Annotated in this window: 21 protein-coding genes and 1 pseudogene; 4 read left to right on the top strand and 18 right to left on the bottom strand. The window is 46.2% G+C overall.

The genetic code is table 11. The annotated features are described in order from the left end of the window. Positions 1–5 precede the first annotated feature (5 nt). From ACFVTB_RS26750 to ACFVTB_RS26720, 7 genes are all read right to left on the bottom strand, one after another. Entirely contained in the window at positions 6–854 is an 849-nt protein-coding gene (locus ACFVTB_RS26750; RefSeq protein WP_387756304.1) for an ABC transporter ATP-binding protein, read from the bottom strand. Further along, complete coding sequence (locus tag ACFVTB_RS26745; RefSeq protein WP_387756302.1) at positions 851–1,231, bottom strand: GntR family transcriptional regulator; 381 nt, start codon at positions 1,229–1,231, stop codon at positions 851–853. Before ACFVTB_RS26745 ends, ACFVTB_RS26750 begins: the two co-directional genes overlap by 4 nt. A gap of 505 nt (positions 1,232–1,736) precedes the next feature. After that, complete coding sequence (locus ACFVTB_RS26740; RefSeq protein ID WP_387756300.1) at positions 1,737–2,585, bottom strand: TIGR02452 family protein; 849 nt, start codon at positions 2,583–2,585, stop codon at positions 1,737–1,739. Positions 2,586–2,626: 41 nt separating this feature from the next. After that, entirely contained in the window at positions 2,627–3,178 is a 552-nt protein-coding gene (locus ACFVTB_RS26735) for a riboflavin biosynthesis intermediates N-glycosidase (RefSeq protein ID WP_387756298.1), read from the bottom strand. Beyond that, on the bottom strand, positions 3,178–4,068 hold the full coding sequence (locus ACFVTB_RS26730) for an NUDIX hydrolase (protein WP_387756296.1): 891 nt from the start codon (positions 4,066–4,068) through the stop codon (positions 3,178–3,180). Before ACFVTB_RS26730 ends, ACFVTB_RS26735 begins: the two co-directional genes overlap by 1 nt. A gap of 527 nt (positions 4,069–4,595) precedes the next feature. Further along, the gene (locus ACFVTB_RS26725) at positions 4,596–5,165 is read right to left on the bottom strand and encodes a YdeI/OmpD-associated family protein (RefSeq protein ID WP_387756294.1); all 570 of its coding nucleotides are present in this window, start codon (positions 5,163–5,165) and stop codon (positions 4,596–4,598) included. Positions 5,166–5,352: 187 nt separating this feature from the next. Then, the gene (locus tag ACFVTB_RS26720; protein WP_387756292.1) at positions 5,353–5,817 is read right to left on the bottom strand and encodes a VOC family protein; all 465 of its coding nucleotides are present in this window, start codon (positions 5,815–5,817) and stop codon (positions 5,353–5,355) included. A gap of 99 nt (positions 5,818–5,916) precedes the next feature. Between ACFVTB_RS26720 and ACFVTB_RS26715 the strand changes: the two genes are divergently transcribed. Next, positions 5,917–6,828 carry a helix-turn-helix transcriptional regulator gene (locus ACFVTB_RS26715; RefSeq protein WP_387756290.1) on the top strand — a complete coding sequence of 304 codons (912 nt, stop codon included), beginning with the start codon at positions 5,917–5,919 and terminating at the stop codon, positions 6,826–6,828. 141 nt (positions 6,829–6,969) lie between these two features. Here the strand turns inward: ACFVTB_RS26715 and ACFVTB_RS26710 are convergent, their stop codons facing one another. From ACFVTB_RS26710 to ACFVTB_RS26695, 4 genes are read right to left on the bottom strand one after another with little or no spacing between them, the layout of a single operon-like run. Continuing rightward, positions 6,970–7,617 (bottom strand): cysteine hydrolase family protein, encoded by a 648-nt coding sequence (locus tag ACFVTB_RS26710; protein ID WP_387756288.1) that lies wholly within the window; start codon positions 7,615–7,617, stop codon positions 6,970–6,972. A 2-nt stretch (positions 7,618–7,619) separates the two neighbouring features. Next, the gene (locus ACFVTB_RS26705) at positions 7,620–8,417 is read right to left on the bottom strand and encodes an ABC transporter ATP-binding protein (RefSeq protein WP_387756286.1); all 798 of its coding nucleotides are present in this window, start codon (positions 8,415–8,417) and stop codon (positions 7,620–7,622) included. 1 nt (position 8,418) lies between these two features. Next, positions 8,419–9,192, bottom strand: coding sequence for an ABC transporter permease (locus tag ACFVTB_RS26700; RefSeq protein WP_387756284.1), 774 nt, complete (start codon positions 9,190–9,192; stop codon positions 8,419–8,421). Between the two features lie 27 nt (positions 9,193–9,219). Continuing rightward, positions 9,220–10,311: an ABC transporter substrate-binding protein gene (locus tag ACFVTB_RS26695; protein ID WP_387756282.1), complete on the bottom strand. Its 1,092-nt coding sequence runs from the start codon at positions 10,309–10,311 to the stop codon at positions 9,220–9,222. 273 nt (positions 10,312–10,584) lie between these two features. On the opposite strand from ACFVTB_RS26695, the gene ACFVTB_RS26690 reads away from it, so the two are divergent. After that, positions 10,585–12,276, top strand: a complete 1,692-nt coding sequence (locus ACFVTB_RS26690) for a PucR family transcriptional regulator (RefSeq protein WP_387756280.1) — start codon at positions 10,585–10,587, stop codon at positions 12,274–12,276. Here the strand turns inward: ACFVTB_RS26690 and ACFVTB_RS26685 are convergent. The 5 genes and pseudogenes from ACFVTB_RS26685 to ACFVTB_RS26665 form a co-directional block, all read right to left on the bottom strand. Then, entirely contained in the window at positions 12,263–13,291 is a 1,029-nt protein-coding gene (locus ACFVTB_RS26685; protein WP_387756278.1) for an amidohydrolase family protein, read from the bottom strand. The two genes, ACFVTB_RS26690 and ACFVTB_RS26685, sit on opposite strands and share 14 nt — an antisense overlap. Next, on the bottom strand, positions 13,291–14,343 hold the full coding sequence (locus ACFVTB_RS26680; RefSeq protein ID WP_387756276.1) for a ring-opening amidohydrolase: 1,053 nt from the start codon (positions 14,341–14,343) through the stop codon (positions 13,291–13,293). Before ACFVTB_RS26680 ends, ACFVTB_RS26685 begins: the two co-directional genes overlap by 1 nt. 147 nt (positions 14,344–14,490) lie before the next feature. Further along, positions 14,491–15,348, bottom strand: coding sequence for a fumarylacetoacetate hydrolase family protein (locus ACFVTB_RS26675; protein ID WP_387756274.1), 858 nt, complete (start codon positions 15,346–15,348; stop codon positions 14,491–14,493). Then, the gene (locus ACFVTB_RS26670; RefSeq protein ID WP_387756272.1) at positions 15,345–16,562 is read right to left on the bottom strand and encodes an amidase; all 1,218 of its coding nucleotides are present in this window, start codon (positions 16,560–16,562) and stop codon (positions 15,345–15,347) included. Before ACFVTB_RS26670 ends, ACFVTB_RS26675 begins: the two co-directional genes overlap by 4 nt. A 556-nt stretch (positions 16,563–17,118) precedes the next feature. Next, positions 17,119–17,337: pseudogene (locus ACFVTB_RS26665) on the bottom strand (BBE domain-containing protein); the annotation flags it as partial. Between the two features lie 663 nt (positions 17,338–18,000). Between ACFVTB_RS26665 and ACFVTB_RS26660 the strand changes: the two are divergent. Further along, the gene (locus ACFVTB_RS26660) at positions 18,001–19,446 is read left to right on the top strand and encodes a pyridoxal phosphate-dependent decarboxylase family protein (protein ID WP_387756270.1); all 1,446 of its coding nucleotides are present in this window, start codon (positions 18,001–18,003) and stop codon (positions 19,444–19,446) included. A gap of 152 nt (positions 19,447–19,598) precedes the next feature. Here the strand turns inward: ACFVTB_RS26660 and ACFVTB_RS26655 are convergent, their stop codons facing one another. Then, positions 19,599–21,872: an InlB B-repeat-containing protein gene (locus ACFVTB_RS26655; RefSeq protein WP_387756268.1), complete on the bottom strand. Its 2,274-nt coding sequence runs from the start codon at positions 21,870–21,872 to the stop codon at positions 19,599–19,601. 497 nt (positions 21,873–22,369) lie between these two features. Then, positions 22,370–23,059: a LuxR C-terminal-related transcriptional regulator gene (locus tag ACFVTB_RS26650; RefSeq protein ID WP_387756266.1), complete on the bottom strand. Its 690-nt coding sequence runs from the start codon at positions 23,057–23,059 to the stop codon at positions 22,370–22,372. A gap of 162 nt (positions 23,060–23,221) precedes the next feature. Between ACFVTB_RS26650 and ACFVTB_RS26645 the strand changes: the two genes are divergently transcribed. Further along, on the top strand, positions 23,222–24,307 hold the full coding sequence (locus ACFVTB_RS26645; RefSeq protein ID WP_387756264.1) for an NAD(P)-dependent alcohol dehydrogenase: 1,086 nt from the start codon (positions 23,222–23,224) through the stop codon (positions 24,305–24,307). Positions 24,308–24,421 lie beyond the last annotated feature (114 nt).

Here is a 24,421-nt window from a genome sequence, read left to right as displayed (position 1 = left end):
CTTGGTCACCTCCCGATGTAGCTCAGCATAATATCTTCAATCGTTGGTCTTTCAATGAGTATATTTTTCATTTGCTGACGAACAGTTGCTTTATCATCAGTCAAACCGGAAAACCCATATTCTGTTTCATGTAAAGTTAGGAACATTTTTCTTGTTAGATTATTCAGTTCCTTTTTATCCCCTTTAATAAGTCCATGACTATCCAGCAGGATATCTTTCTCTTCACTAAATACGATTCGACCATTATCAATTAATATCAGAGTGTCAGCAACCTTATCTAAGTCAGAAGTAATATGTGAAGATAAGAAAACACTTTTCCCATCTTTCACATAATCAAGTAAAATATCCATCAATTCAAGTCTAATCTGAGGATCAAGTCCACTTGTCGGCTCATCCATGATTAATAACTCTGCATGGTGGGAAATAGCCAAGGCAATTGCAAACTTCATACGCATACCTTTGGATAGTGTTCCTATTTTCTGATTCAACTGTAACCCAAACCGTTCAATATTATGGTTAAACAGAGTGTTATCCCAATCGGAATAGGCTGCCGCGATAACGCCCTTCATTTCAAACAATGTTAGCTCATCATAGAAATAACCTTCATCTAGTACAATGCCAATTCGGTTTTTGAATTCCCGTTCGTTTCTTTGAATATCGTCTCCGAAAAATTTTATTTCTCCAGCATCTTTTATTATTAATCCAAGTATCAGTTTTATTGTTGTAGTTTTTCCAGCACCGTTAACACCAATGAATCCATTAATACAGCCCTCGGTTAAAGAAAAACTAACATCATCCAACCTGAAATTTCCCAAGTGTTTCTTCAAACCATTTACCTCTAATATTGGTTTCATCCTTCCCCCTCCTCGAAAAGCAAATCCATCATGGAATATAATTCGCTTTTACTTATGCCAAGAGATCGGGCAGTTTCCCAAGCCTCGCTCAGCTTAACTTCAACCATATGCCGTTTAGATTCCAAAAGCAGTTCAAAATTTTCTTTGGCTACGAATGATCCTTTGCCTGCTTTAGTTGTAATAAATCCTTCTGACTCAAGCTCATCATATACTCTTCGAGTGGTAAGTACGCTTACGTGCAGATCATTTGCTAAAGCTCGTATAGAAGGAAGCAATTCACCTTCATTTAACTCGCCGTGGAATATGGCAGCCTTTATTTGATTTTTGATTTGCTGATATATTGGCGGGTCAGACGTATTGGAAATAATAATTTTCATGTTACCTCCATGAAACACAACTGTGTATTATATACATACACAGAATACACAGCATACACATCTTTGTCAATGCACTTCATCATGTTGTAACTTAGTCAATCAAATGTACACAAAAAAACGGCATTACTGCCGTTTTACATTAAACTGCGGAATGTAGGGATCGACCTTCCGCACCTTCGGGTCAAAATGTGCCGCATTTTATACCCCTATTTGGAGATTTAGCATTAGAACGCCAACCTTTAACTCAACTCTCTGCTTTACCACTAACGATGATACGGTTCACCGTAATGTATCTAAGCACAAAGTCCATTTTGACCACAAAATATACATCTCCATATAAAACAAAGCCACTCCAAACAATGGGGTGGCTTTGGGCATTGGAAAACTCGCTGATCTTAAACATGGCTCCTTCCTTACATTGAAGCTGGAATGAATTCCTCAGCAATTTAGTATAAACCTTCCACACGCGGGAAAAGTCAAGCAAATTCAAAAAAGAAATGAGCACCTAATCGGTCATTATGTTAGCTGTGCCATCGAACATCTTCTCAAAAGCATGAATGCACTTAGCATCCTTGGATGTATCCAATACTGCAAAGCGAATTTCTGAAAACAGTAATCCCAATCCTTCATTCTCCAGAAGCTCCCGCCACCATCCTGCCACCTTCACCGGTTCGTTCCGGAAAACGCCGCAGCCGTAAGCGCCCAATATGAGGTTCCTATCTCCTTTGTGGGCGAATATCGCCAGGGCCAGTCGCATCCGGTCTTTCATCATCATTTCCGCCTTCTGGCAGTCCTCTCCCTTAAGTAGAACCTGCCCATAATTCACGGCGGGCAGCGTCAATACCGAAGCTGTCACCGGTCGTTCAATAAGGTGGAACCGCTGGTCACGGAAAAACACTACGTCCGGTGAATAGATGGCGTGATCCGTATACATCATCGATTTCCAGGCCCGGTTAGCCTTATAGTAGCCTTCATTGCGCAGTTGCGTTTCATATAATCCGCTGGAGGCTGCCAGGCTTTCTTCCTGAGCCATTGCCCCATTTAAAAATCCTCCACCGGGATTTTTCGCGCTGGCGAAGTTTAACACCCCGACGCGTTCTTTACCTGTCTCTGCAAAATCCAAAATCGCTTTTACTGTAGCTTCGTTGGCGACAAAACAAGCGGCGCCTTGCGGCTGCTTAGGCAAACCGGCAATTCCTCGTACTAGTGCCTCTCCATGCTCCGGCGTAATCAGCTCGCTGCTGTCCTCGGAATGCTTTTGCGCAGTGGCGAATTCTACCCGTCGTCCTTCATATTCATAGAAGCCTTGCCGCTGTATCCGTAATGTTTCCTCTGCAATTTCTTTTCGGTTCATTTCATCCCCTCTTCTCTCATCAATAACAATTCCGGTAAAAGTTAACTCCGCAGCAACTCATCCCTTACTTCGGTCAGCACGAATCCGAGTAGGTTCCTCCCCCGCCATTTTACGGGATTCTCAGCGTCCGGATTGGACTGACCCATGCCGATCCCCCAAATGCGATCTCGCGGGCTGGCTTCGACGAGAATACGGTTTTTCGTTAACTTGAGATATTCGCCAAGCTTTGGATTTTGCGAAAATTTGGCCAAGTTGCCTCTTTTGACGATGTTATAGCATTCGTTGTCCCAAGTATCCTTTTCGAAGTTTCTGACTGCACGCCCGTAGGCTTTCATCTCCTTGGGATGCTTAGATTTACGGATCGCATCCAACATTTCATCATCTCCAAACAGCCTTGCTTTCTCTGCCATCATAAACTGCTCGACACAGGAATACTCAATTCCCTCTACCACAAAAGGGCTCATCCACCATTGGCTGAAGCAGCTTTTGTCGACAACGTCGTTCTTTAGCGGTGTATGTCCCCAAAAGAAAACAAACTTGAACGTTTCTCCTGCGATATATGCTTTTTTTAACTGCTCAATATTGTATATCATTAATAGTCCTCCATATTTCTTCGATATAACCGGGACGGACGGTGTCCCGCATTTTCAGTATAATGATCGGTCTCCGCCACGAGATCCGTCACTTTACGCCGAAAGGCAGCTTTCAGCAGCTCTTTGTCCAGAATTACCTCGTATACCTGCTGCAGCTCCGTCAAAGTAAAAAGTTGTGGCATCAAGTGCAGCGCAATATTGGTATAATTCACTTTTCCACGCAGTCGCTCAATAGCGTAAGCAATAATCTTCGCATGATCGAAAGCCAGTCCTTCATTTGATTCAATGGAGTATACGGTTGAGGTAGAGGCTGCCTTTGATGTTATCGTCCGAGCCACAACTGCTGTAAGCTCTGCCTCTTCGCTGCTGAGCTTGAGCTCGTATTCCATTGTTTTTACATACCCATCTTCAACAAGCTCTTTCCGCTCGCGCAGAAGCTGATAGGTTACCTTGAACCAGGCGGCTTCGACAGCGTCATCGCCCGCTTTCAGCTGTATCTGATCGCTCTTGATTAAGGCCATGTAGCTGCAGCTCATCACCCAGGTACGAGGGTCCCTTCCAACATCGCTGAAGGTGTACAACTGCTCCAAATATACGTCACCCACACCGGTTTCCTCGCGCAGCTCCCTCACTGCCGCCTGCTCCGTCGTCTCGTCCGGCCGGACGAAACCGCCCGGAAGCGCCCACTTGCCTAAGAACGGGTGACCCCCCCGACGAATGAGTAGAATTCGCAGCTCTTTTTCCGGAAGCTTGCGGTAGCTGTCCGACTCCGTATTCGTGACGGTGAAAATGACCATGTCCGTCGCCACCGAAGGCCGCTCATAATCCCCGGCACGGTACTGCTCCAAAAACTCACGTTCTGTAAGTCCATTGCGATCCAACAAATTCATTTGTCCCTGCCTCCTTTGTTCTTTATGCTAGCCATGCAGCTCTCCGAAATAGTTCCGGTAAGGCTCAAATTTCGCCAAAACCTCGTTTACTTTGTGCATTCGTTGTTCCAGGTTTCCACGCAGCGTGATAAAGGAAATCCGCCGCTCTTTCAAATCCGCAATGATTTGCTTATGAAAAACATACCGCTTCTGATCTCCGCTGCCACATGATATTTCTTAGTAACAATTTGATAATAACAATTTATTACTAACAAATATAGCAAAAAGGTGTGTGAGATGCAAGTAAAAGGTGAAGATGATTCCCCTCTAAACCTCCCTTAGCCCTTGTTAATGCTCGACACAGCAAAAAGGCACCCCTTATCGTCTCCATTGGCCTACGTATCAGGATTTTCCAATGTCGACTATATGGGGTGCACTTCGCCTAAATGTAATGATCTCTTTCATGAATGATTCTAGGTGATCTTAGAGGAATATAACGTACTGTGGCCACTGGTGATCTGCCTAGATAATGGCGCTGATAGGGCATCTCAATAATCTAGCAGGCGTCCATTATCATTCCATTGACCGTACATTTTGTTTTCTTTCGTGTTGGTTATGAATTTGTCTAATCTGCTTTTAAACAATTCTGGCTGATTCTTAATGCTTTGTATCGTGTCGATCCGAATTCTTTTATAAAGATCTGGAAATGCCATGAAATTCTCATATACTTGCCTTTCCTCTTTTAGCCTTCCTTCTATAACTCCATCTATTCTGAAAGAATCGCAATCCATATCAGGAAGAACCTTTCTTCCTTCGTCTGTCATCAACCCCAACTTTTCGAGGCGGCGGACACGTTCTTTATTCAATTCAGTCCAAGAGCTTTTTTTGCTTCGAGGAGACAGTCTCTGAGCCAGCTCCGTTTCAGATATTTTCTTCTTGACTCCATCGATCCATCCAAAGCACAAAGCTTCCTCGACCGCGTCCAAATATAAGAGCGTATCCGATTTGGGCGTCATACTGACCAAGACCCAACAACATTTTTCAGTCTTACTATTTTCCTGCAGCCAAAACCTCAACTCTTCTCTCGATTGTACAGGAACCAGATTATCCATTTCCATAATTACCTCTCCACATTTATCATATACCCGTTAATTCATGCTTGCATTCTCAAGCATACACCAATTAGAGATGGCAAACATCAGGATAGAGGAAAGTAAAATTGCTTTTCGATTCATGCCGTAAATTATGCCTCCATCGGTATATAAAAAATGGCCTTCAGTTTGGAAGACCATTTTTCAGAATGAGTTACTGTTTGTTGGATATTACGTTATCAAGAAACCGATCTGCGTCGCTATTAAATTTCCAGTTGACCCCAAACTTATCAACTAGCATTCCAAAGCACGAAGACCAAGGAGTATTGGATAACGGCATGATGACATGGCCGCCAAGGGACAAATGATTAAAGTATTGTTCCAGTTTTTTCTTATCATCGAGGACTAGACTAATCAGAATATTATTCCCTTTCACCAACTCGCCAGTTACCGCCTTCATTGAAGGCAAAACGTCCGACATCATGATTTTCCCGCCTTCGAATTCGATAGAAGATTCCATGATCATATTTAACTCATTTTCCGGCAATGGGTAGTTTGGATCTTGCGGGATATCCCCAAAAGTCACTTTTTTTACTTCTATTGCGCTTAAAGCCTCCGAATAAAATTCAATCGCTTGTTCTGCGATTCCATCAAAGTTTAAATAGGAAATAGCTGACATAAAACACAACCTCCTTCTTGTTATAAATGTAGTATAATTTATAAGAGGTGACAGCTATATGTCACCGTTTCATGCTGAAGTTGAAAAAGAGGGGAACCTATGGATAAGGTTGAGAGATTAATATCTATCATCATGATATTGCTGAAAAAAGATATCGTTTCAACAACAGAATTCGCACAATTATTTAACGTTTCCAAAAGAACGATTCTTCGTGATATGGAAACACTGAGTTTATCCAACATCCCGATCTATTCTATCATTGGAGTTAATGGCGGCTACGGCATTATGGATGAATACAAGGTGGATAAACGTCTTTTAAGCAGCTCCGACTTGGATAATATTTTGACTGCGCTCAGTGGATTGGAACAAATTCTAATTAGCGAAGAAGTTGAAGTGACGATCAAAAAAATAGAAGCCATGGTTAGCCCATTGGCTCCGAAAGGTTCCATTCAACTGTCTTTTTATGATTGGGAGGGTCGGTCTGAGATTCGTCTAACCTTGAAGACATGTCAAGAAGCCATATTAAAGAGAAGATTAGTTTCATTTAATTATATTGATAAAAATGACACTGCGACAAAAAGAACGGTCGAGCCTTATCAGCTTCATTTCAGCGAAACGAGTTGGTATCTGAAAGGATTCTGTTTACAACGAATGGGATATAGAACGTTTAAACTATCTCGGATCGATGATCTTAATATGAACGAACAAACGTTTACCCCTAGAGATGATTTGTTGGAGCACGAGCAGGAGCCAAGTTATCACCCGGAACTAGTCGCAGTCAAGGCGTTGATTTCGCCTGGCATCAAAGATCAATTTATTGAAAGGTACGGACGAAAGAGTATTGAAAACTATAGTCCTGAATATTTATTAGCAACCATTTATGTCCCTCAAAACAGTATGGGATTTGGATTTTTAGCAAGTTTCGGTACAAATCTAAAAATCGTAGAACCAAGCGCCTACGTTGAAGACTTTCGGAAATTTCTAACTAAAACAATGGATAAATATGGTTGATGAAAGGCCGGCAGCCACTTGAGTAAGTGGAAGCTGCCGGCCTTCTTAAATATCAGTATCAAATTCGAACCCTTCACGATTAAGCGAGCCGATTCAGCCGCTCGAATACCTATCGCAGCAGCTTTTAATTAAAATAGGACGTTATATCGTTCTTTTCCCAGCTGTCCTCCATTGCTGAACAATAGCCTCCGAACCGCTAACAATGCCGAAGTGCCGGTCAATGTTGCGCAGGCTAGGTTCAAAAGCATCAGGGAATGCACATGCGGTTGCATCCTCGGCAAGCACGACATGGTATCCAATGAGATGAGCATCACGCAGCGTTGATTCGACGCATGTGTTCGTGTTAATACCTGCTGCAATGATCGTTTGAATGCCCCTGTCCGCCAGAAGCTGATGCAATTTCGTTTGGACAAAGGCGCTGTAACGATGCTTCCACACAATCATTTCGTCCATACAGTTTTCAAGCTCATGATACAAATCCGCTCCCCATGTGCCCGTTCGGCAGCTGGGAGGATGATTTCGGCCCGCTCTCCGCTTCGTCCAGGCATCCTTGCCGTCATTCAATTCGTTATGAGACATTCCAATCCAGACAACGGGCACTCCCGCTTCTCTCGCTTCCTCAATCATGTGCTTCATTGTCGGAATGATCGCTTGATAAGGCTTGACGGAGTAACCCGATTGTGCGAATGCACCTCTATCATGAACAAAATCATTTTGCATATCAATAATCAACAGAGCCGTCGGAACATTCATAACAACATTTAAATTATAATCATTGTCACGCTGCATCCCTATACCTCCGCAAGTACGCCTTGTGATTGAAATACACCGCGTATTTCCCGTACATATTGAAGGAAACGACTATCCATGCGAGTGTCCATTCCCCTCGGACGTTCCAGATCAATCCGAATATCTTTAACAACAGAGCCAGGTCTGGGACTCATCACCAGTACCCGATCTGACAGGAATACGGCTTCCTCGATACTATGGGTAATGAATACGACCGTACATTTATACTGATTATACATACGAAGCAAATCATACATCATCTGTTCCCGCGTCAATGCATCCAGCGCCCCGAACGGCTCATCCATCATTAACAGCGTTGGCTTCTGTATAAGCGCCCGGCAAATCGATACCCGCTGTCTCATTCCGCCGGACAGCTCAAAGGGATACTTGTCGCCAAACCCTTCAAGCCCAACCATCTTGAGCATATCCTCAGCCAATTGGCGATTGGTTGTGCGGTCTTTTCGGTCAAACCACGTAATATTCTGCAATTCGAAGGGCAGCAAAATATTCGCCATGACCGTTCTCCACTCCAGAAGAAGATCTTTTTGAAAGACGACCGCATTCCCGTCCTGCGGCTCCTTCATGGCGACCCCGCCGATTTCAATCGTTCCGCCCGAGGGAGCATCGAGGCCGGCCAGCAGGTTCATGAGCGTACTTTTCCCGCAGCCGCTTGGACCTACGACAGATACGAAGGATAAAGGCTCGATTTCCAAACTCACCTTCGACAGCGCCTGAACGGGTCCCCCACGCGTTTGAAAGGTTTTTTCTACATCACGAATGACAATCGTTTTTTCCGGCATACTATTCTCCCCCTCTTGCTGCCCGATACCACGGAATCGCAATTTTTTCAATCCAACCCACAAGGTTGTAGCATACAAGGCCAATGATGGCCAACGTTATAATGACACAAAACTGCATCGTTATATCTAGCTTGGAGTTAGCAACCAGCTGCAAATACCCGAGCCCTCGATTCGAGGAAACAAATTCGGCAACGACGGCCCCCACGACCGCGAGTGTAATTCCCACCTTGAATCCCCCGAATATGCTTGGCAAAGCCTTTGGAAGTCTGAAGTGAAGGAATACTTGCAGCGAGTTCGCTCTCAGGGACGCGGCGAGCATCAGCATATCCTTCTCTGTCGACTTCAAACCTACTACCGCGTTTACGATAATAGGGAAAAAGGAAATCAGAAATGCGATAATAACCTTCGTGACCATGCCGAATCCCAGCCAGGTAATTAATAAAGGCGCGATCGAAATCATGGGTACGCATTGCAAACCAATCAAGATCGGAAAGATGGATCGGGAAAAATACTTGGAATACACAATAATAATCGCAGCAGGAATCCCGAATACAACAGACAAACCAAAGCCTGACAATATTTCGAATATCGTGACGCCGCTATGGCGAATCAGCACATCCCAATCCACGATTATCCGCTGGATGATATCCAGGGGTGTAGGCAGGAGATAGACTGGCACTTCAAATATGATGCATACCAATTGCCAGATGACAAGCATTCCCGCCACTGTTGCAATAACAGACAGCGATTGCGATAAATTCATTTGTTGCTTCATCTCGACGGCCCCCTTCAAAATGGTCCATTACTGCGGCAAATATTCATTTGTAAAATAATGCTCTACGGACTGCCTCTTCTCCATCAAATCGCTCTCGAGTAACCGGTCTACCATCGTGCTCAGCTTATCTCCGTCGATCCATCCATACGCTTTCCCTTCCGGACGCAGCGCAAGCTCACCCGTACGCTTGATCTGCTCAACGACGATAGCTTCATCCACCACCTCTGGGAACAGCTTCTTGGAAATTTGGGCCGCCTCCTCTGGATGCTCCAGCGTATAGGCGAAGCCTTCGTTCACTGCAGCCAGAAAACGTTTCACTGTATTCGGATTCGCTTCCATGAACTTGTCATTCGCAATTAATGATAGGCCTGTTAAATCAAAGCCGTAATCAGCCAAATAGAGGGGAACAAGCTTCTCACCTAATGTCTGCTCAAATATCGGATACTCGTTTGTCGAGAATACGGCGACGGCATCGGCCCCTTTATTCAGAAACAGCGTATTTCTCGCTCCCGTCTCGACCATAATGTGCTCCACCTGATCGTAGTTCGTATCGTTAAATGCCAGAAACTTCTCATATACGCTTGTGAACGTAGAGCCTGAGGAAGAAACAAGCGACTTGCCCTCCAGATCCTTCGGCGATTTGACCGGATTATTAGCGTAGGAAAGAATCATAATCGGAGATCTGGACATATACGATGCGATAATCTTGACCGGCATTCCCATTTCCACGCCCTGCACAGGCTCCACAGCGGAAGTAACTCCGATTTCCTCTTTATTCTGAGAGATCACCTGCAGTACAGACACCGACCCGGAGCCTTCTTCCACTGCCACTTCGAGACCATACTTTGCAAAGATCCCTTTCTCTTTTGTCACATAGAACGGCGCAAACTCGCCTTTGTACTTCCAGTTCAGTCTCAGCGTAATCTTCTGCTGCTCCGGCGGGGGCAAGTCTATGCCATCCCCTGTTCCCGTGACATCCGCGTCGCCTTGGGCTGTCACCGTCGTTTGCAGCGGCTCCTGCGCCTTGTTCCTATTTTGGTTTGTATTCGCGTTTGTACATCCTGCCAGAATCAACGTCAGCACCAATAGAAACGCAACCGCCTTGTATGCACTTTTCATTTTTTTCTCCTCCCCATACCATGGTGTTATTTTTTATAACATAAACCGAATAACTCTTGCTTAACTCTTCCTTTATGTTATATTATTTCACATATATATCCCATGGTATCGGTGCACAATTTAGATCCTCCCATAATGAGCAATATGTACAAAAAACCTATAAATCATAAAGGAATCAATGAACTTACTCATGCACAATAAAAAAGGCCCCAGTTAGGTTACAACCGAGACCTTGAACGAAGAGTCATATTTTCTTACATAGGAGTGATTGAAATGGCATTAACCATTCAAAGAATTTTAGAGCTGCCCTTATTTTCAGAAGCAGTTGTAGCAGGAGGAACCGGCGGACTAGACAGTCAGATCGATTCGGTTAATGTCATGGTGAAGCTGCCCCAGGAGAAAACGGATACTGAAGCGAACCTATCGGTTCACGACATTTCGACCTGGCTAAGCAAAGATCAACTTCTTTTCACAACAGAGCATGTTATTCATGAAAATATTGATCGCTTCCTTCTCTTCCTTCAACAAATGCATGGAGCGCAATGCTCTGGCCTTGTCATCAAAGCGAACCACCGCATTGCCACCCTGCCAGATTCCCTGCTCGCCCAATCCAACGCTCTTAACTTGCCGATTATTGCCCTGCCGAATAACACCTCTCTGGGGGAAATTATGAGTCAGGTGTTGAGCATCATATTAAACCAGAAGCAGGTAGAGCTTGAACGAACCTTCGAAATTCATCGCAAGTTCTCAAGGCTGTTCCTGAACGGAGCGACGATGTCCGATATCGCCCAGACCTTAACTGGAGTCATTCATCATCCCATCATCATTCAGAACAGCAAGCGCCAAATGGCAGGTTGGTCTGCTACAGCCCGCCAATGGGCAATGTCGGCATCCTTCCAATCCGAACTGCTCCAATTGCTTGTTAATCATGTGTCGCCGGAGAACAGGCTGTCTTATTTTACAACGGAAAAAGGAGAGAAGCTGGGCATCTATACGATTCACTCTTCCGGGATGTTTAAAGGCTGCATCATCGTCATGCATACAGATCAAACGTTGACAACGCCGTTGATGCCGCTCGAGCAGGCCGCCCAGGTCATTGCTTACGAAAGCATCAAACAGGATGCGCTGCAGGAAGGCTCTAACCGGCTTCGAGAGGAGTTTTTCAGTGAATTTCTGGAAAATGAGCTTACCTCAAGCGAAGATATTTTGAAGCGGGGCGAGAAATACGGATTGGCAAACGGGAGAAATCATTGGATCGTCGTGTGCAAGCCTTTATCTCACTCCTTCGACGGCCAGACTACCTTCCAATTAGGACCCTCTCAGCTTGATCATCTCATGAATGAAATACAGGCTTATTTTGACGCCTCCGAAATACAGACTATTGTAGTGACCAAGGGAGATCATGTTGTGATCATCCTCTCCTCTAATCCAGACACGCAGCCTGCCGAGCAGGAGGGAGATTGGATTCGTGTCCTGCTGCAGCTTCAGGCCCATCTGGAGAAAGGGAAGGATAAGTGGTCGGCATCCTTCGGGATCGGCAATCAGGCAGAGCAGCTGGAACGATTCCCCCGAGCCTATCAAGAAGCTTGCCTGGCGCTTAAGCATCGTCTCGAAACAAACAATCAGCCCTTTGTCGTATCCTATCGCGTGCAGCAAGTACCGGATTTAATCAAGCTGCTGCCTTACCACAAGCTCAATGAATTTTATATCAGTATTTTGAAGCAATTGGCTTACCCCAAGAGCGAGGAAAATCTGGAGCTGCTGCAAACCCTCGATACCTATTTACAGCATAACTGCAACGTAAAAGAGACGGCGAGCGTGTTATTTCTACACCGCAACACCGTCTTCTATCGACTGAATAAATGTGAAGCGCTGCTTGGCCTCTCCTTCAAGGACCCTGTAGACCTGCTTAAGCTGCGCATGGCAATAATCATTCATCAAATTCTATTGGCTAATGGGAAATGAGCGAGGAACCGTCCCTTACGAAGGAGGGACGAGGCGCGTGAGCCAGAAGCTCATGAGCCTCGTTGGTTTCATAAGCAACCTTAATATTTAATCGACCAAGCCGCTCGGCGGAACCTGCATCTGCCGGCTCAATCAACAGCATATTTAACAACGCCTGCTGCTCAGCCGGCTCATAGAAGCGCTGTACGTACGCGAGCAGTTGGGCATAATTCAACATATTTCCGCTGCCGAGCGGATTAAACAAGTCTTTCATATTATCGCTGCCTAGACTGATTCGTACGCCCGCCTTCATTAGCTCCTTTGTTCTGGTAATTGCCCGGGTCGCGATAGCCGTTGGACATACCACAACATGCATACCCGATTTCACGACCAGCTCAATGGCTTGCTGAGCTTCGCCATCAGATACGTTGGCAAGCGAATTGCAATGAATCGCATAAACTTTGCCTTCGCAGCCTCTATTAATGCTTTCCTTGGCGATTGCCGGCAGCAGAAAATGCTCGGGCTTTCCGCTTTCATCGGTATGAAATTCCAGCCAAGGCGCATCCTTCTTCTCCGCAAGCTCGAATAACCGGCTAATATGCGCCTCTCCGTCCGAATCCGTAAGCGTATGGCCGCCCAAGCCCATCCTGCCCATGCTAAGCGCTTCACTCAGAAGTTCAGCCGTTTCCGGAAACCGTTCAAAGCCTTCTTGATTAAATGCCGTAATATCTATAACGACTTGTTGTGAATAGTTGGCTTTCAACTCCAGAAGCGCTTCGATTCCTTTCAAGCCTACTAAAGGGTCCACATCCACATGTGTCCGTATATAGGTGGTGCCATATTGAAGCATATGCTGCAATGCGGCCTCCGCCCGTTGATAAATGTCTTGTTTCGTAAAACGAGACTTGCATTCCCGCGTCCAACCGCCGCGGACAGGCGCCGGGGCATCGGTATAGGCGATGCCGGGTACAAGCATTCCTTTGTCCAGGTGAGCATGCTCGTTCGATAATCCTCTAATGATCCAAGGCTGATCCATTATCCTGCTCCCCCCGCCTGCTGCACCTCCGCTACTACAGCAATCAGATTCGCCCCTTGCGGCCCTTGATGCTCAGATCCTGCAGAGCATAATATGGCCGCATCATTCACAACGCCGCCTACAACGGCGTGTGCTACTGCTTTAGCTACAATGCCGCTGTGCATGCTAAGCGCATCTGAATGAATGGTATGTCGCTGCCCCCTGATATGGGGCAGTGCATCCGCGCCGGCATTAATGAACACTTGCCGAATCCGCTTTTGATCCTCGCCAGCGAGCACAGGCTGCACCTGCATGCCCAATGATTCAAACACCTGATACAGTCCCGGCAGATCAAAACCGTCGTTCATCATTCCGGAGCCGATCGCGAGCGAACTGTCCGCCCCTTCCCTGTTCCCCATTACAATAACTCTTACAGCACTCTGTTCCCCTCCCGCAGATACAGATGTCCGAAGCGAATAGAGACTATGATCGCCATTGATAGAATCCTCTTGAATACGTTCTCGGTCCACCTCGCTCAGCGCAACTGCAGAGCCTAGCGCTGAAGCGGCCTTCGATCGCGCCCCTCCGATTCCCCACGGACACTTGATCTCTACGCAATGTACATCCGCCAAAGAGTCAATTCCCGCATCGGCAATCGCTTGTCTGACCGCCTCTGCGGCAATGTCAACTTGAATGCTTGTACCAATCTCTTCTGGCCTCAGCGCTCGGCTGGATGCCACGCCAAACGAAAACCGCTTGCCCGGCAGTAACTCGCCTAATTTACTGTCGCTACGCAGAAAAACCGTATAATGCGGACTCATATAACCGCCGGTCTTGCCGATCATCATCATCGGAATACGATCGAATATTTCCGCATGAGACCAGCCCAAATAGCTGGATAATAACACTTGAAAAGCTAATGTGCTATAACCTCTCGAATAGCCGTCTCCTTCGGTCTGAGCAATAATCCCCTTAATATGCTCCGCTTGAATCTGCTCGGATTTCAGCAGATGCTCCAATTCACTCACATCTCCCGGATGTGCCATGTTTAGCTTCAGCAATTCGTAACGCATATGCAACCATTCCCTTCTCATTGGCCTCTCGGCAAATTGATCAGCTTCCCTGATTACATGTTAATAAATACGGTCTAGGCAAACTATGGACTGACTGCACAAATATCAATCCCAAGATTTATTCATCAGGGACACTCGGTCATTGCGTTATTTCACAATATTAACTAGAGGCTCGAAGCCATCGATTCGGCATTCGACGCAATCCCCCGGACGAATAACGACGGAGCCCGGCGTCCCAGTCATAATGACATCTCCCGGCAACAGCGTCATAAACCGGGAATGGAAGGATACGATAAAGGCAGGCTGATAGCGCATAAGACCGACAGGCTTCCTGGCGATTACCTCTCCGTTCCTTACCGTCGCGACAGTCAAATCAGCAAGATTAGCCAGTTCCTCCGTTGTCACCAGCTCAGGGCCAAAGCTGAAGAAGGTGTCAAAGCTTTTGGAGCGAGTCAAATATCTGGGGTTGCTGCTATGAATATCATCCGCCCCAATATCAAACACCGCTGCATATCCGGCTACGTATTGCAGCGCGTCATCCTCGGATATCTCCTTGCAAGTCTGTCCAATAATAATCGCAAGCTCGGCTTCCGCTATCGTCCTTTCCGACTGCAAAGGAATTTGAATGGTATCGCCATACCCAATCAGGCTCGTATCCGGCTTCATAAAGCCAACAGGCTCTACCTCCCGGTCTACCCGCCGCAGCTCTTCTTCATCCGACGTGTAATTAAAGCCCACCCCCCATATCTTTCTGGGATGACGGTATAAAGGCGCATATTTCAGTTCCGATGATGCGATTGTCTTCCACTCGCGAACGGAAGAGGCCGGTTGACTCTGAAGCCACGACGTCAGAGCTTTCAATTGCCCCTCCTGAAGCAGGACGAACATCTCGGTGCTCCATTGCGTCCCGCAGTCCGCATTAATCGTCGCAATGAGAGCTATGCCGTGCGGAGTCACAACACCAAGCTGCTCGCGCCCGCCGCTGTGCACAGTTACGTATTTCATTTGTGTTCCTCCTTCTCCCGCGAACAGCCGATGATATCCGCAACATTCTGAACCAGTCGAATTAAATTCAGATCCTGACCCGGTCCAGCTATAAACGACAAACCCAACGGAGCCCCCTCATGCTCAATCCAGGGCACAGTAACCTGAGGCAAACCCGCCAGACCCGAGACGCAGCATAGCTGCAGGGTTTTGTTGCGGCGATGCTCTGCAGCCTCGCCCCTCAGCTGTCTCAACGGCGCAATCCCCGGAGCAGTGGGGACAATCAGCACCGTATCCCGTCCGAGAAGCTCGGCCAGCCTGTGGCTCACAGCCCACTTGATTGCCAGCGCGTTGCGGGCATCCTCCTCGCGGATCGTACTGGCCCATAGAAACCGCGCGGCAACGTCAGCCGCGAAGGACGGCTTCGTCTGCTCGATCCACTCTTTATGCGCGCTCCATATTTCGAAGCCTTGAATGAGGCGAAAGGCATCTAACCAGCCCTGTAGACCGTTCGGCGATATAGATTGCTCGCAATGAACAACCGGAAAGCTGCGTACTCGATGAAGCAACGGCTGAATACTTGATCGAACCTCTTCATCTAACAATTCCCACATCTCGGTTGCCCAGATGAATCGATTCAATGATCCCGTGCTCTGCCCTTTCTCCGGCAGCAGCACTTCGCCAACCTTAAGCAAGGAGGAGAGACTGTTCGCCATCCAGCCAGCGGTATCAAATGTGGACGCCAATGGAACGATTCCTTGCATGGAGACTTGCCCGTAGGTTGGTCTGATCCCATATACACCGCAGTAGCTGGCAGGAACTCTTACAGAACCCGCCGTATCAGTCCCCATTGCAAAATCTACTAAACCGGAGGCAACCGCTGCGGCAGAACCGCTGGACGATCCTCCTGGAATGCGCTGACTGGCCCTCGGATTGACCGGTGTGCCATAATGCTCGTTCTCGCCATTTAAGCCAAACATCAGCTCATCGGTATGCGTCATTCCCAGCAGCCTTGCTCCTTGCCCGGATAATAGACGGATCGATTCCGCGCTTGCTTGCGCCGCCTTATGCGTCCGCTTCCAATCCGGGTTGCCTGCGCTGGGAACATATCCTTGTATATCGTACACATCCTTGACTGCATACTTTAACATTTCAAGACTCCCGCCAGCTTTACGCGGCAAGCGTGACACAAACGGATTGTCCAGATCTACAAATGCATTCCAAGCATCTTTCATTTTCCCACTCTCCTGACTTTTCCTTTTATTTTAGGAGATGGGCCTCGTCTATACATTAGAATCCATAACCAAAAAAGCCCGAGGAAATTATACCCCGAGCCCAAATATGTGCCTCTAAACTAAGCAGATCGTAATAACATGAAAAAAAGGCTCCAAACCGAAATCAGTGAATGACATGAAGGGAGGGGAAAAGCTGCGTGTCCTTTACCTTCCGTAAGAGGGTTGTGCAATCAACCCGCCTCAATCGATCCGCAAGATAAGCTTGTGGGAAGGAGTGTTTGAATAGTTCACAATGGACAGCAGCGTTATCGAATCAATCAAGCGGTCAATTCTGACCGTCAGAGCAAAAAACAAAGCATATTCCCTTTCTTTAAGGACACTAGTGACCGTTAGAAGATGATTTCACGCTATTCTCCGCCCGTATCCCTTTCTTAGGGACAATAATGTCCATAAGCGAGCCGAAACTTCGAATAATCGACGCTAACGGTCACTACTGTCCATTAACCAGGCTACAAAACCGAAATCAGTGCTTGGTTCAAAAACATACGGCTCATTCTCAGACCTTTTTCCCCACCGGAATGCTTTGAGGAAAACGAAATACATTATGAGGGTCGTACTTTCGTTTCACCTGCTTCAACCTTCCGAAGTTCACTCCATAATAAGCCTTGGGCCAATTTTTAATCTGCAAATCGGGAAAGTTCACGTAATCCCCTTTAACAAAGGGACGCAGCGCTTTGCGGAACCTTTTCACCCACTGAATGTTCCGCCGCTGCTCTTACATAAAGGTTATTTCCATATGCAATAGCTCTCAAGCCCACTGGACTTGTTAATGTCCAAACGTAGGTATCTTCGGCTGAACCCGCCTTAGCTGGAGTCGGTGCAAATAGCCCTGAATTAATTAGTAAGGTGACGATTATAAAAATGGACATGCTTCTTCGCAAATAATGCTGCAATTTACTCACCACTTTCTATGTTATAAAGCGTTTCTTCTTTTACGCTCTTTTTAAAAAGTATTAAACCGACTTTTATTAATGAAATATTAATGAAATTTCAATATATTTACATTTCATAGATGAAAAACTTGACATTATGCTCTGCGTAACTTTATGCGGAAGATCGTAACGGATTATTAATGGATGAAGGAGAGGAAGTGTACGGGGCTATCGACGAAAAATGCGAAAGGACTGTCAGGAAGCACTGAACATCCCAGGTGCAACCTATCTGGTTACACAAAAATACCCCTAGAGCCATCTCTAGAGGGATAAACATATCACTATAGCACCTTTCTTCTTCACAATTCTATGGAAGAAGAAAGGAACGCTCACGAACGATACGCTGCAACGGAATAATGTTCGAATTGATGAGCAACATATCAAAATAGTTGTCGTGTTAAAATGAATTTGTTTCTAGCTCATATATTACATGGAGGTTATTTTTTTTGACCAATAACACACAAAACGATATATCGAATTTCCATGCTCTGCTTGAGCGTACACAGGCTCATGCCGTTGATTTCCTTAATAATCTGGACAAGCAGTCTGTCAGCGCAACTACAGACATAAATACATTACGGCGTCGCTTAGGCCTTCATCTCGGTAACGATGGTATTCCCGCCGAGCGTGTAATAGACGAATTGGTGGCTGCCACTGAGGGAGGACATTTAGGTTCTGCAGGGGGACGCTTTTTTGCCTGGGTGATTGGCGGCGCGCTGCCTTCAGCACTTGCAGCTGATTGGCTCACCTCCACATGGGACAATAACGCCGCCCTGTATGCTTGCGGGCCGGCCGCTTCTGTAGTAGAAGAGGTTGCCGGAAGCTGGGTCAAAGAAGTGCTTGATCTGCCTAGTACCGCTTCGTTCGCTTTTACGACAGGCTGTCAGATGGCGCACTTCACCTGCCTCGCCGCAGCACGTCACGCTCTCCTTCGAGATAGGGGGTGGGATGTAGAGAAAGACGGGTTGACCGGAGCTCCCGCAATACGTATTCTGGCATCGGAACAGCGCCATGGGAGTATCGAACGAGCTCTACGTTTCCTCGGCATCGGAACGGCTGCCTTGGTTCCTCTGACAACCGACGCAGACGCGCGTGTCACAGCAGATGTGCTATCCAAAGAGCTTAGTGCTTCTGACAGCCCAACGATTGTTATTCTGGACGCAGCCGATCTTAATGTAGCCGCGATCGATCCGTTTAGTGAACTCATCCCCATCGCGCGAACAGCGGGGGCATGGGTGCATATTGATGGTGCGTTTGGACTTTGGGCGCGTGCAAGCAGGCAACATCGGAGTAAACTGACAGGAGTCGAAATGGCGCATTCATGGGCGACGGATGCGCATAAGTGGCTGAATACACCGAAGGATCTAGGAATTGCCCTTATTACAGACTCTAATGCACATCGCGCGGCAATGGCGATTAGCGCAGACTACCTGACCCATGATGCGACAACACGTGATCAAATAGACTGGACGCCTGATTGGACGCGGCGCGCACGAGGCTTTGCGGTTTATGCCGCGTTTCGCGAGCTTGGCAGACATGGCGTGGCCGATCTCATTGATCGGAGTTGCGCCCATGCCACAGCGCTTGCAAACGGTATCGCCGCGTTGCATGGTGCCGAACTGGTTTTCGCACCCACGCTGAACCAAGGGCTGGTTAGGTTCCTTTCCCCAAAGCCCCATGCATCTGAGGAGGATCACGACGCACACACCGCTTCTGTGATTGCCGCTATCAATGCGGAAGGAACAGCATTTTTTAGCGGCACAGTTTGGAAAGGACGTCGTGCAATGCGAATCAGCGTTGTTAACTGGCGCACGTCAGACTCCGATGTGCATGCGACTATTAACGCAGTCGCGCGTGTGCTCGTTAGTATGGGTTCGAAGCCAGTATCTTAATTGACCTTAACAAATCTAAAGGCACCCGATTGGGTGCCTTTTACCACATGAGTCAGAAACGGGGATTACATAGAAGCGCCCTCTTGACCGTTCTGGCAGTACCATCCTGCCACCTAACATCTATAGAGCGAAAAGAATTGGAAGCCATTCTCCTATTTCAATTTCAACGCTCTGTACAACATGGCGACAATCTCTGCTCGCGTCACCGGTTCATCCGGCCTGAATTTCCCACTATCACCCTGCACAATCCCGTTTTCCGCTAATGCAGCGATATAAGCATAACTCCAATGGGCTGCAGGCACATCCTGGAAAGCACTTGCTCCACCTGGCTCTAGCTTAAGAGCGAGCGCCACAAATTTAGCCATCTGTGCGCGAGTCAGGAAAGCAGTTGGATTAAATTTTCCGCTTGAACCATCGACAATTCCTGCTTGTTGCAATGTCATAATGGCTTCATAGTACGAATGGTTTGGATCTACATCTAAAAAAGCAGCGGCCTGTCGTGTTGGTTCAAATTCAAAGGCACGATAGAATAACAGCGCCACATGCTGGCGTTGAATGAATTCATTCGGATGAAATGAACCGTCTGGATATCCTGTAATAATCCCTTGACCAGCTAGCACCCCTATCATTTCTTTTGCCCAATGATTGCTAATATCATTAAAGGTCATACTCGGCTGCTCTGGTCTCGATTCTTCTGGTTCAGGGGTTGTGTTTGCAATCCATTTCGCATACAGCTTCGTATCTTTTGTCACACGATCCGTTGTCAAATCCCACAGATTGATCAAATCAGCCTCTTTATACCACCCGCCAAAAGTAAATCCATTCTTCAGAGGAATCGGTAACTCTGACAGCTTTGTATTATATGCTACCGATAGATTACCTAAAAGCTCCCCGCCATTCGACTCAAAATACACCCGTGCATTTTGGGGCGATGAGCCTCCTCCACTACTTTTTACAGCCCACTTCGCATAAAGTGTCGTGTTCTCCGTTATCGTATCTATATTGAAATCCCACCGATTCGTCAATACGGCCTCTTTATACCAGCCATCAAATGTGTAACCCTGTTTGCTTGGGGCGGACGGTTCTGTTGCCTTTGTGTTGTAATCGACCAGCTCGGATGAGAGCGTACTTCCTCCATTGGTGTTATACGTCACTTCGTACTGCTCTATTTTCCACTTGGCATACAATGTCATCGGCTGATTGACTACATCATTCGTGAAATCCCACCGATTCGTCAGCGCAGCCTCTTTATACCAACCATCAAATGTGTAACCCTGTTTGGTGGGGGCGGTCGGTTCTGTTGCCTTTGTGTTGTAATCGACCATCTCGGATGAGATTGTGCTTCCTCCATTGGTGTTATACGTCACTTCATACTTCACTGCCTGCCACTTGGCATACAATGTTGTCGGTTGATTGACTACATCATTCGTGAAATCCCACCGATTTGTCAGTGCGGGCTCTTTATACCAACCATCAAATGTATAACCCTGTTTGCTTGGAGCGGACGGTTCTGTCGCCTTTGTGTTGTAGTCGACCATCTCGGATGGGAGCGTACTTCCTCCATTGGTGTTAAACGTCACTTCATATTGCTCTATTTTCCACTTGGCATAGAGAATTAAATCTCCAGAGATTGTTTTTACTGCACCTACACTATAATCCGTACCGCTACCATCTTGTTCCGTATTCCATCCCATAAACGTAAAACCTATTTTCTTTAATGATTCTTGATTTTTTACAATAAATGTATTAGTAGACTTTCCTGTGTAATCCTCTGAGACTCCGCCACTCGTTTGTCCATTCCCATCATATATGATTTTATTCCCTATCTCTTCGAATACAAATCCATTACTATCAGCGTAATCCTTAGCCTTTGATGGAATAACGCCTAATATCTTAGTGCCATTAGGTATAGAATTTAGCAGTAGTAATGTATCAGAACCAAAAATCATTATCGTTTTTAAGTTATTTCCAATAAACGCATTTTCCCCTATTTCCTTCACACTGCTTGGTATCGTTATACTAGACAAATTATTATTACTGAAAGCATAATATCCAATCCATTCAAGTTGATCGGAGAGAGTTACCGATGACAGTTGATTATTCTGAAATGCTCCGTAAGATATTAATTTCACATTATTTGACATGTCGATAGAGGTCAGTTGTTTATTTCTAAATGAATCCATCCATATTGTAGTGACAGGCTTTCCACCTAGCGTAGCTGGAATAACCAAATCTTTTCTACTAGGGTTTGAATCTCCAAAAATAGTTACCCCACCTGAGTAGTATTGTTCTGGTACCACGCCTGTTATATTGTCTCCATATATAAAACCATCCTCTACACTATTTGCAAAAACCTTATTCTCATTAAAGGGCAATAAACAAATTAATAGTGAAATTGTGGTTATTACTACTATAAACTTACGCATCTTTTCATAGATCTCCTTTTCATTTTAATGTAAATTAAACTTTATTGAGTATCCCACATCCTTCTTTTATGAATCATTTTTATGGATTGTCTTCGACTCTATCAAGACATTTTAATGCCAACTATAGGAGATTGTAGTCCTACTAAAGTAGTATGCCGCAAAAATTTTCGCCGTTACTTGTAATATGGTAAACCTACCATTCTATTAACTTCGCAATCAAGACAACTAAAGTTGTTATTTAAACATAAAAGACTGGAATCCCTCATGGATTCCAGTCTTTTTGAATGCTTATATTGGCGCCGAATGAGGCACCATACCCGAGAGGAACGAGGTGAAGTTCGACGCCAGGAAATGCCGGGAACGGAATAGAGGCTATCTCAACAGCAAGTCCGCTCCATACTTTTGCAAACGGGAAAGCAAGTCTTACAGAGCGCGGGCGTACGGCTGGTACAGCCCCTTTCTTACCATTCGAGTATACGGCAATTACCCGCTCCATTTTATATTAAGAGACTCGCGCGATACAGGTTTGCAACGGCTTCCGTTCGATTGCGGCTGGATGTCTTTGTCATTACGTTATTGATAAAATACTTGACCGTAGATTCGGCAATGTTAAGAAACGAAGCAATTTCCTTCGTCGTAAACCCGTTCGCCGTGTACTGCATGACGCGCAATTCCTTCTCGCTCAACGTAACGGCCCTCGAAGCAGACGGCACTTGCTCCACGTGCAGTAATTGCTTCATCTGCTCGCCGAATCCTTGGAGATAGCGGCTCATCTCGTTATTGAATTCAAAGTTCGTATTGATCGCGCAAATAAAGGCAACGATGACATCGTTGACGATTATCGGCAATACGATCATATTTTCGACAGGCTCGTTCAGCGTATATTTGGATGACAATCGGATTTGAAAGGATTCCCCTTCCAGATGAACGACTTTCTTCAACTGAAGCGCATCATAAAGAAACGGAATCGTACGAGCATCATCATGCCATTGCGGAATCGCTTTGATCATGCCCTGATCGCAGGAGAAGATCCCATCGATTCGCTGATCAAATATCGAATACCGAAACAGGTGAACCAACTGGCAAGGAAAGTGATGATGGAAGGCTTTTAACAGTTCGGACAGCTTTTCGTTGGCGGAATCGATCAATCGAATACGCAAGATTTCCTCATCTAAGCTTCCAACCATGTTCGTTCCCCCTCTCTTCTTGTACATAAATTATACTAAAGTATAGTTGGGTATTCAATTTTATACTTTTGTATAGGGGTAATTTATACTTTTCTCTAACTGTATAGGTGCGGTCAACCTTCTTATAATTGAAATACACCAGCTGAAAGGGGTTTCAACTATATGAAGATCAAAGCCGCACTAACGAAAGAAATCGGTTCACCGTTCGAACTCGAAGACATCGAATTAGCAGCGCCGAAAGCCAATGAAGTACTTATTAAAATTGTAGCTTCGGGCGTATGTCATACAGATGCAACCGTTCGCGATACAGGCATGACGCCGTTTCCTGCCGTTCTGGGCCATGAAGGCTCCGGCATCGTGGAAGCGGTAGGAGAAAATGTGAATACCGTTGCAAAAGGTGATCATGTCGTCATGTCATTCGCTTCCTGCGGCGAATGCAAAAATTGCAAGGAAGGCCACCCGGCTTATTGCTACAAGTTCATGCCACTAAATATGGGTGGAAAAATGGAGGACGGTTCCTCCCGCTTGCATCACCACGGCGTCGAGATTTCAAACTTCTTCGGCCAATCCTCATTCGGTACGTTCGCGATCGTACATGAACGCAATGTAGTGAAGGTAGATAAGGAGGTCGAATTAGCCTTGCTCGGCCCATTAGGCTGCGGTATTCAAACAGGGGCAGGCTCCGTATTGAACGTGCTCAAACCGGCATTCGGCTCAAGTCTTGCAGTGTTCGGCGCGGGAGGCGTGGGATTAAGCGCCGTTATGGCTGCTAAGATCGCAGGCTGCGAGAAAATAATCGTCGTCGATGTACATGAACAACGTTTGAAGCTGGCGCAAGAGTTGGGCGCTACACATGTCATTAACGGCAAAGAAACGGATGCGCAGAAGGAATTGATGCGTATTACGGGCGTAGGTGTTAATTATGCGGTAGAAACAACCGGTGTACCTCCTGTCGTCCTCCAAGCGGTTCGCTCCTTGGCGCAATTGGGCGAAATGGTTAGCTTGGCGGCAATGGCAAATATCGAAGTTCCATTCATGGAGATTACGGGATTCGGGCGTAAAATCATGGGCGTTACGGAAGGCGACTCAGTCCCACATACATTCATTCCAAAGCTCATTTCGTATTATAAGAACGGACAATTTCCATTCGATAAGTTAGTGAAATATTTCGATTTCGACCAGATCAATGATGCGTTCGCGGCATCGAAATCGGGCGAAGTCATTAAGCCGATTCTTAAAATGAACTAAACTGAATGAACTAAACTGATGGAAAAAAGGGATGGCATGCCGCCATCCTTTTTTCGTTTTCTTTTAACAGCCTCCAGAGACAGCAATGGCCCGGAAAGACTTAAAAAGAACTTG

Origin of the sequence: Paenibacillus sp. NPDC058071 (assembly GCF_042885235.1) — a bacterium.
In the GTDB taxonomy this organism is placed as follows: Bacteria; Bacillota; Bacilli; order Paenibacillales; family Paenibacillaceae; genus Pristimantibacillus.
The sequence above is the reverse complement of the archived record's forward strand: the minus strand, read 5'-3'. Positions and strand labels throughout refer to the sequence as shown.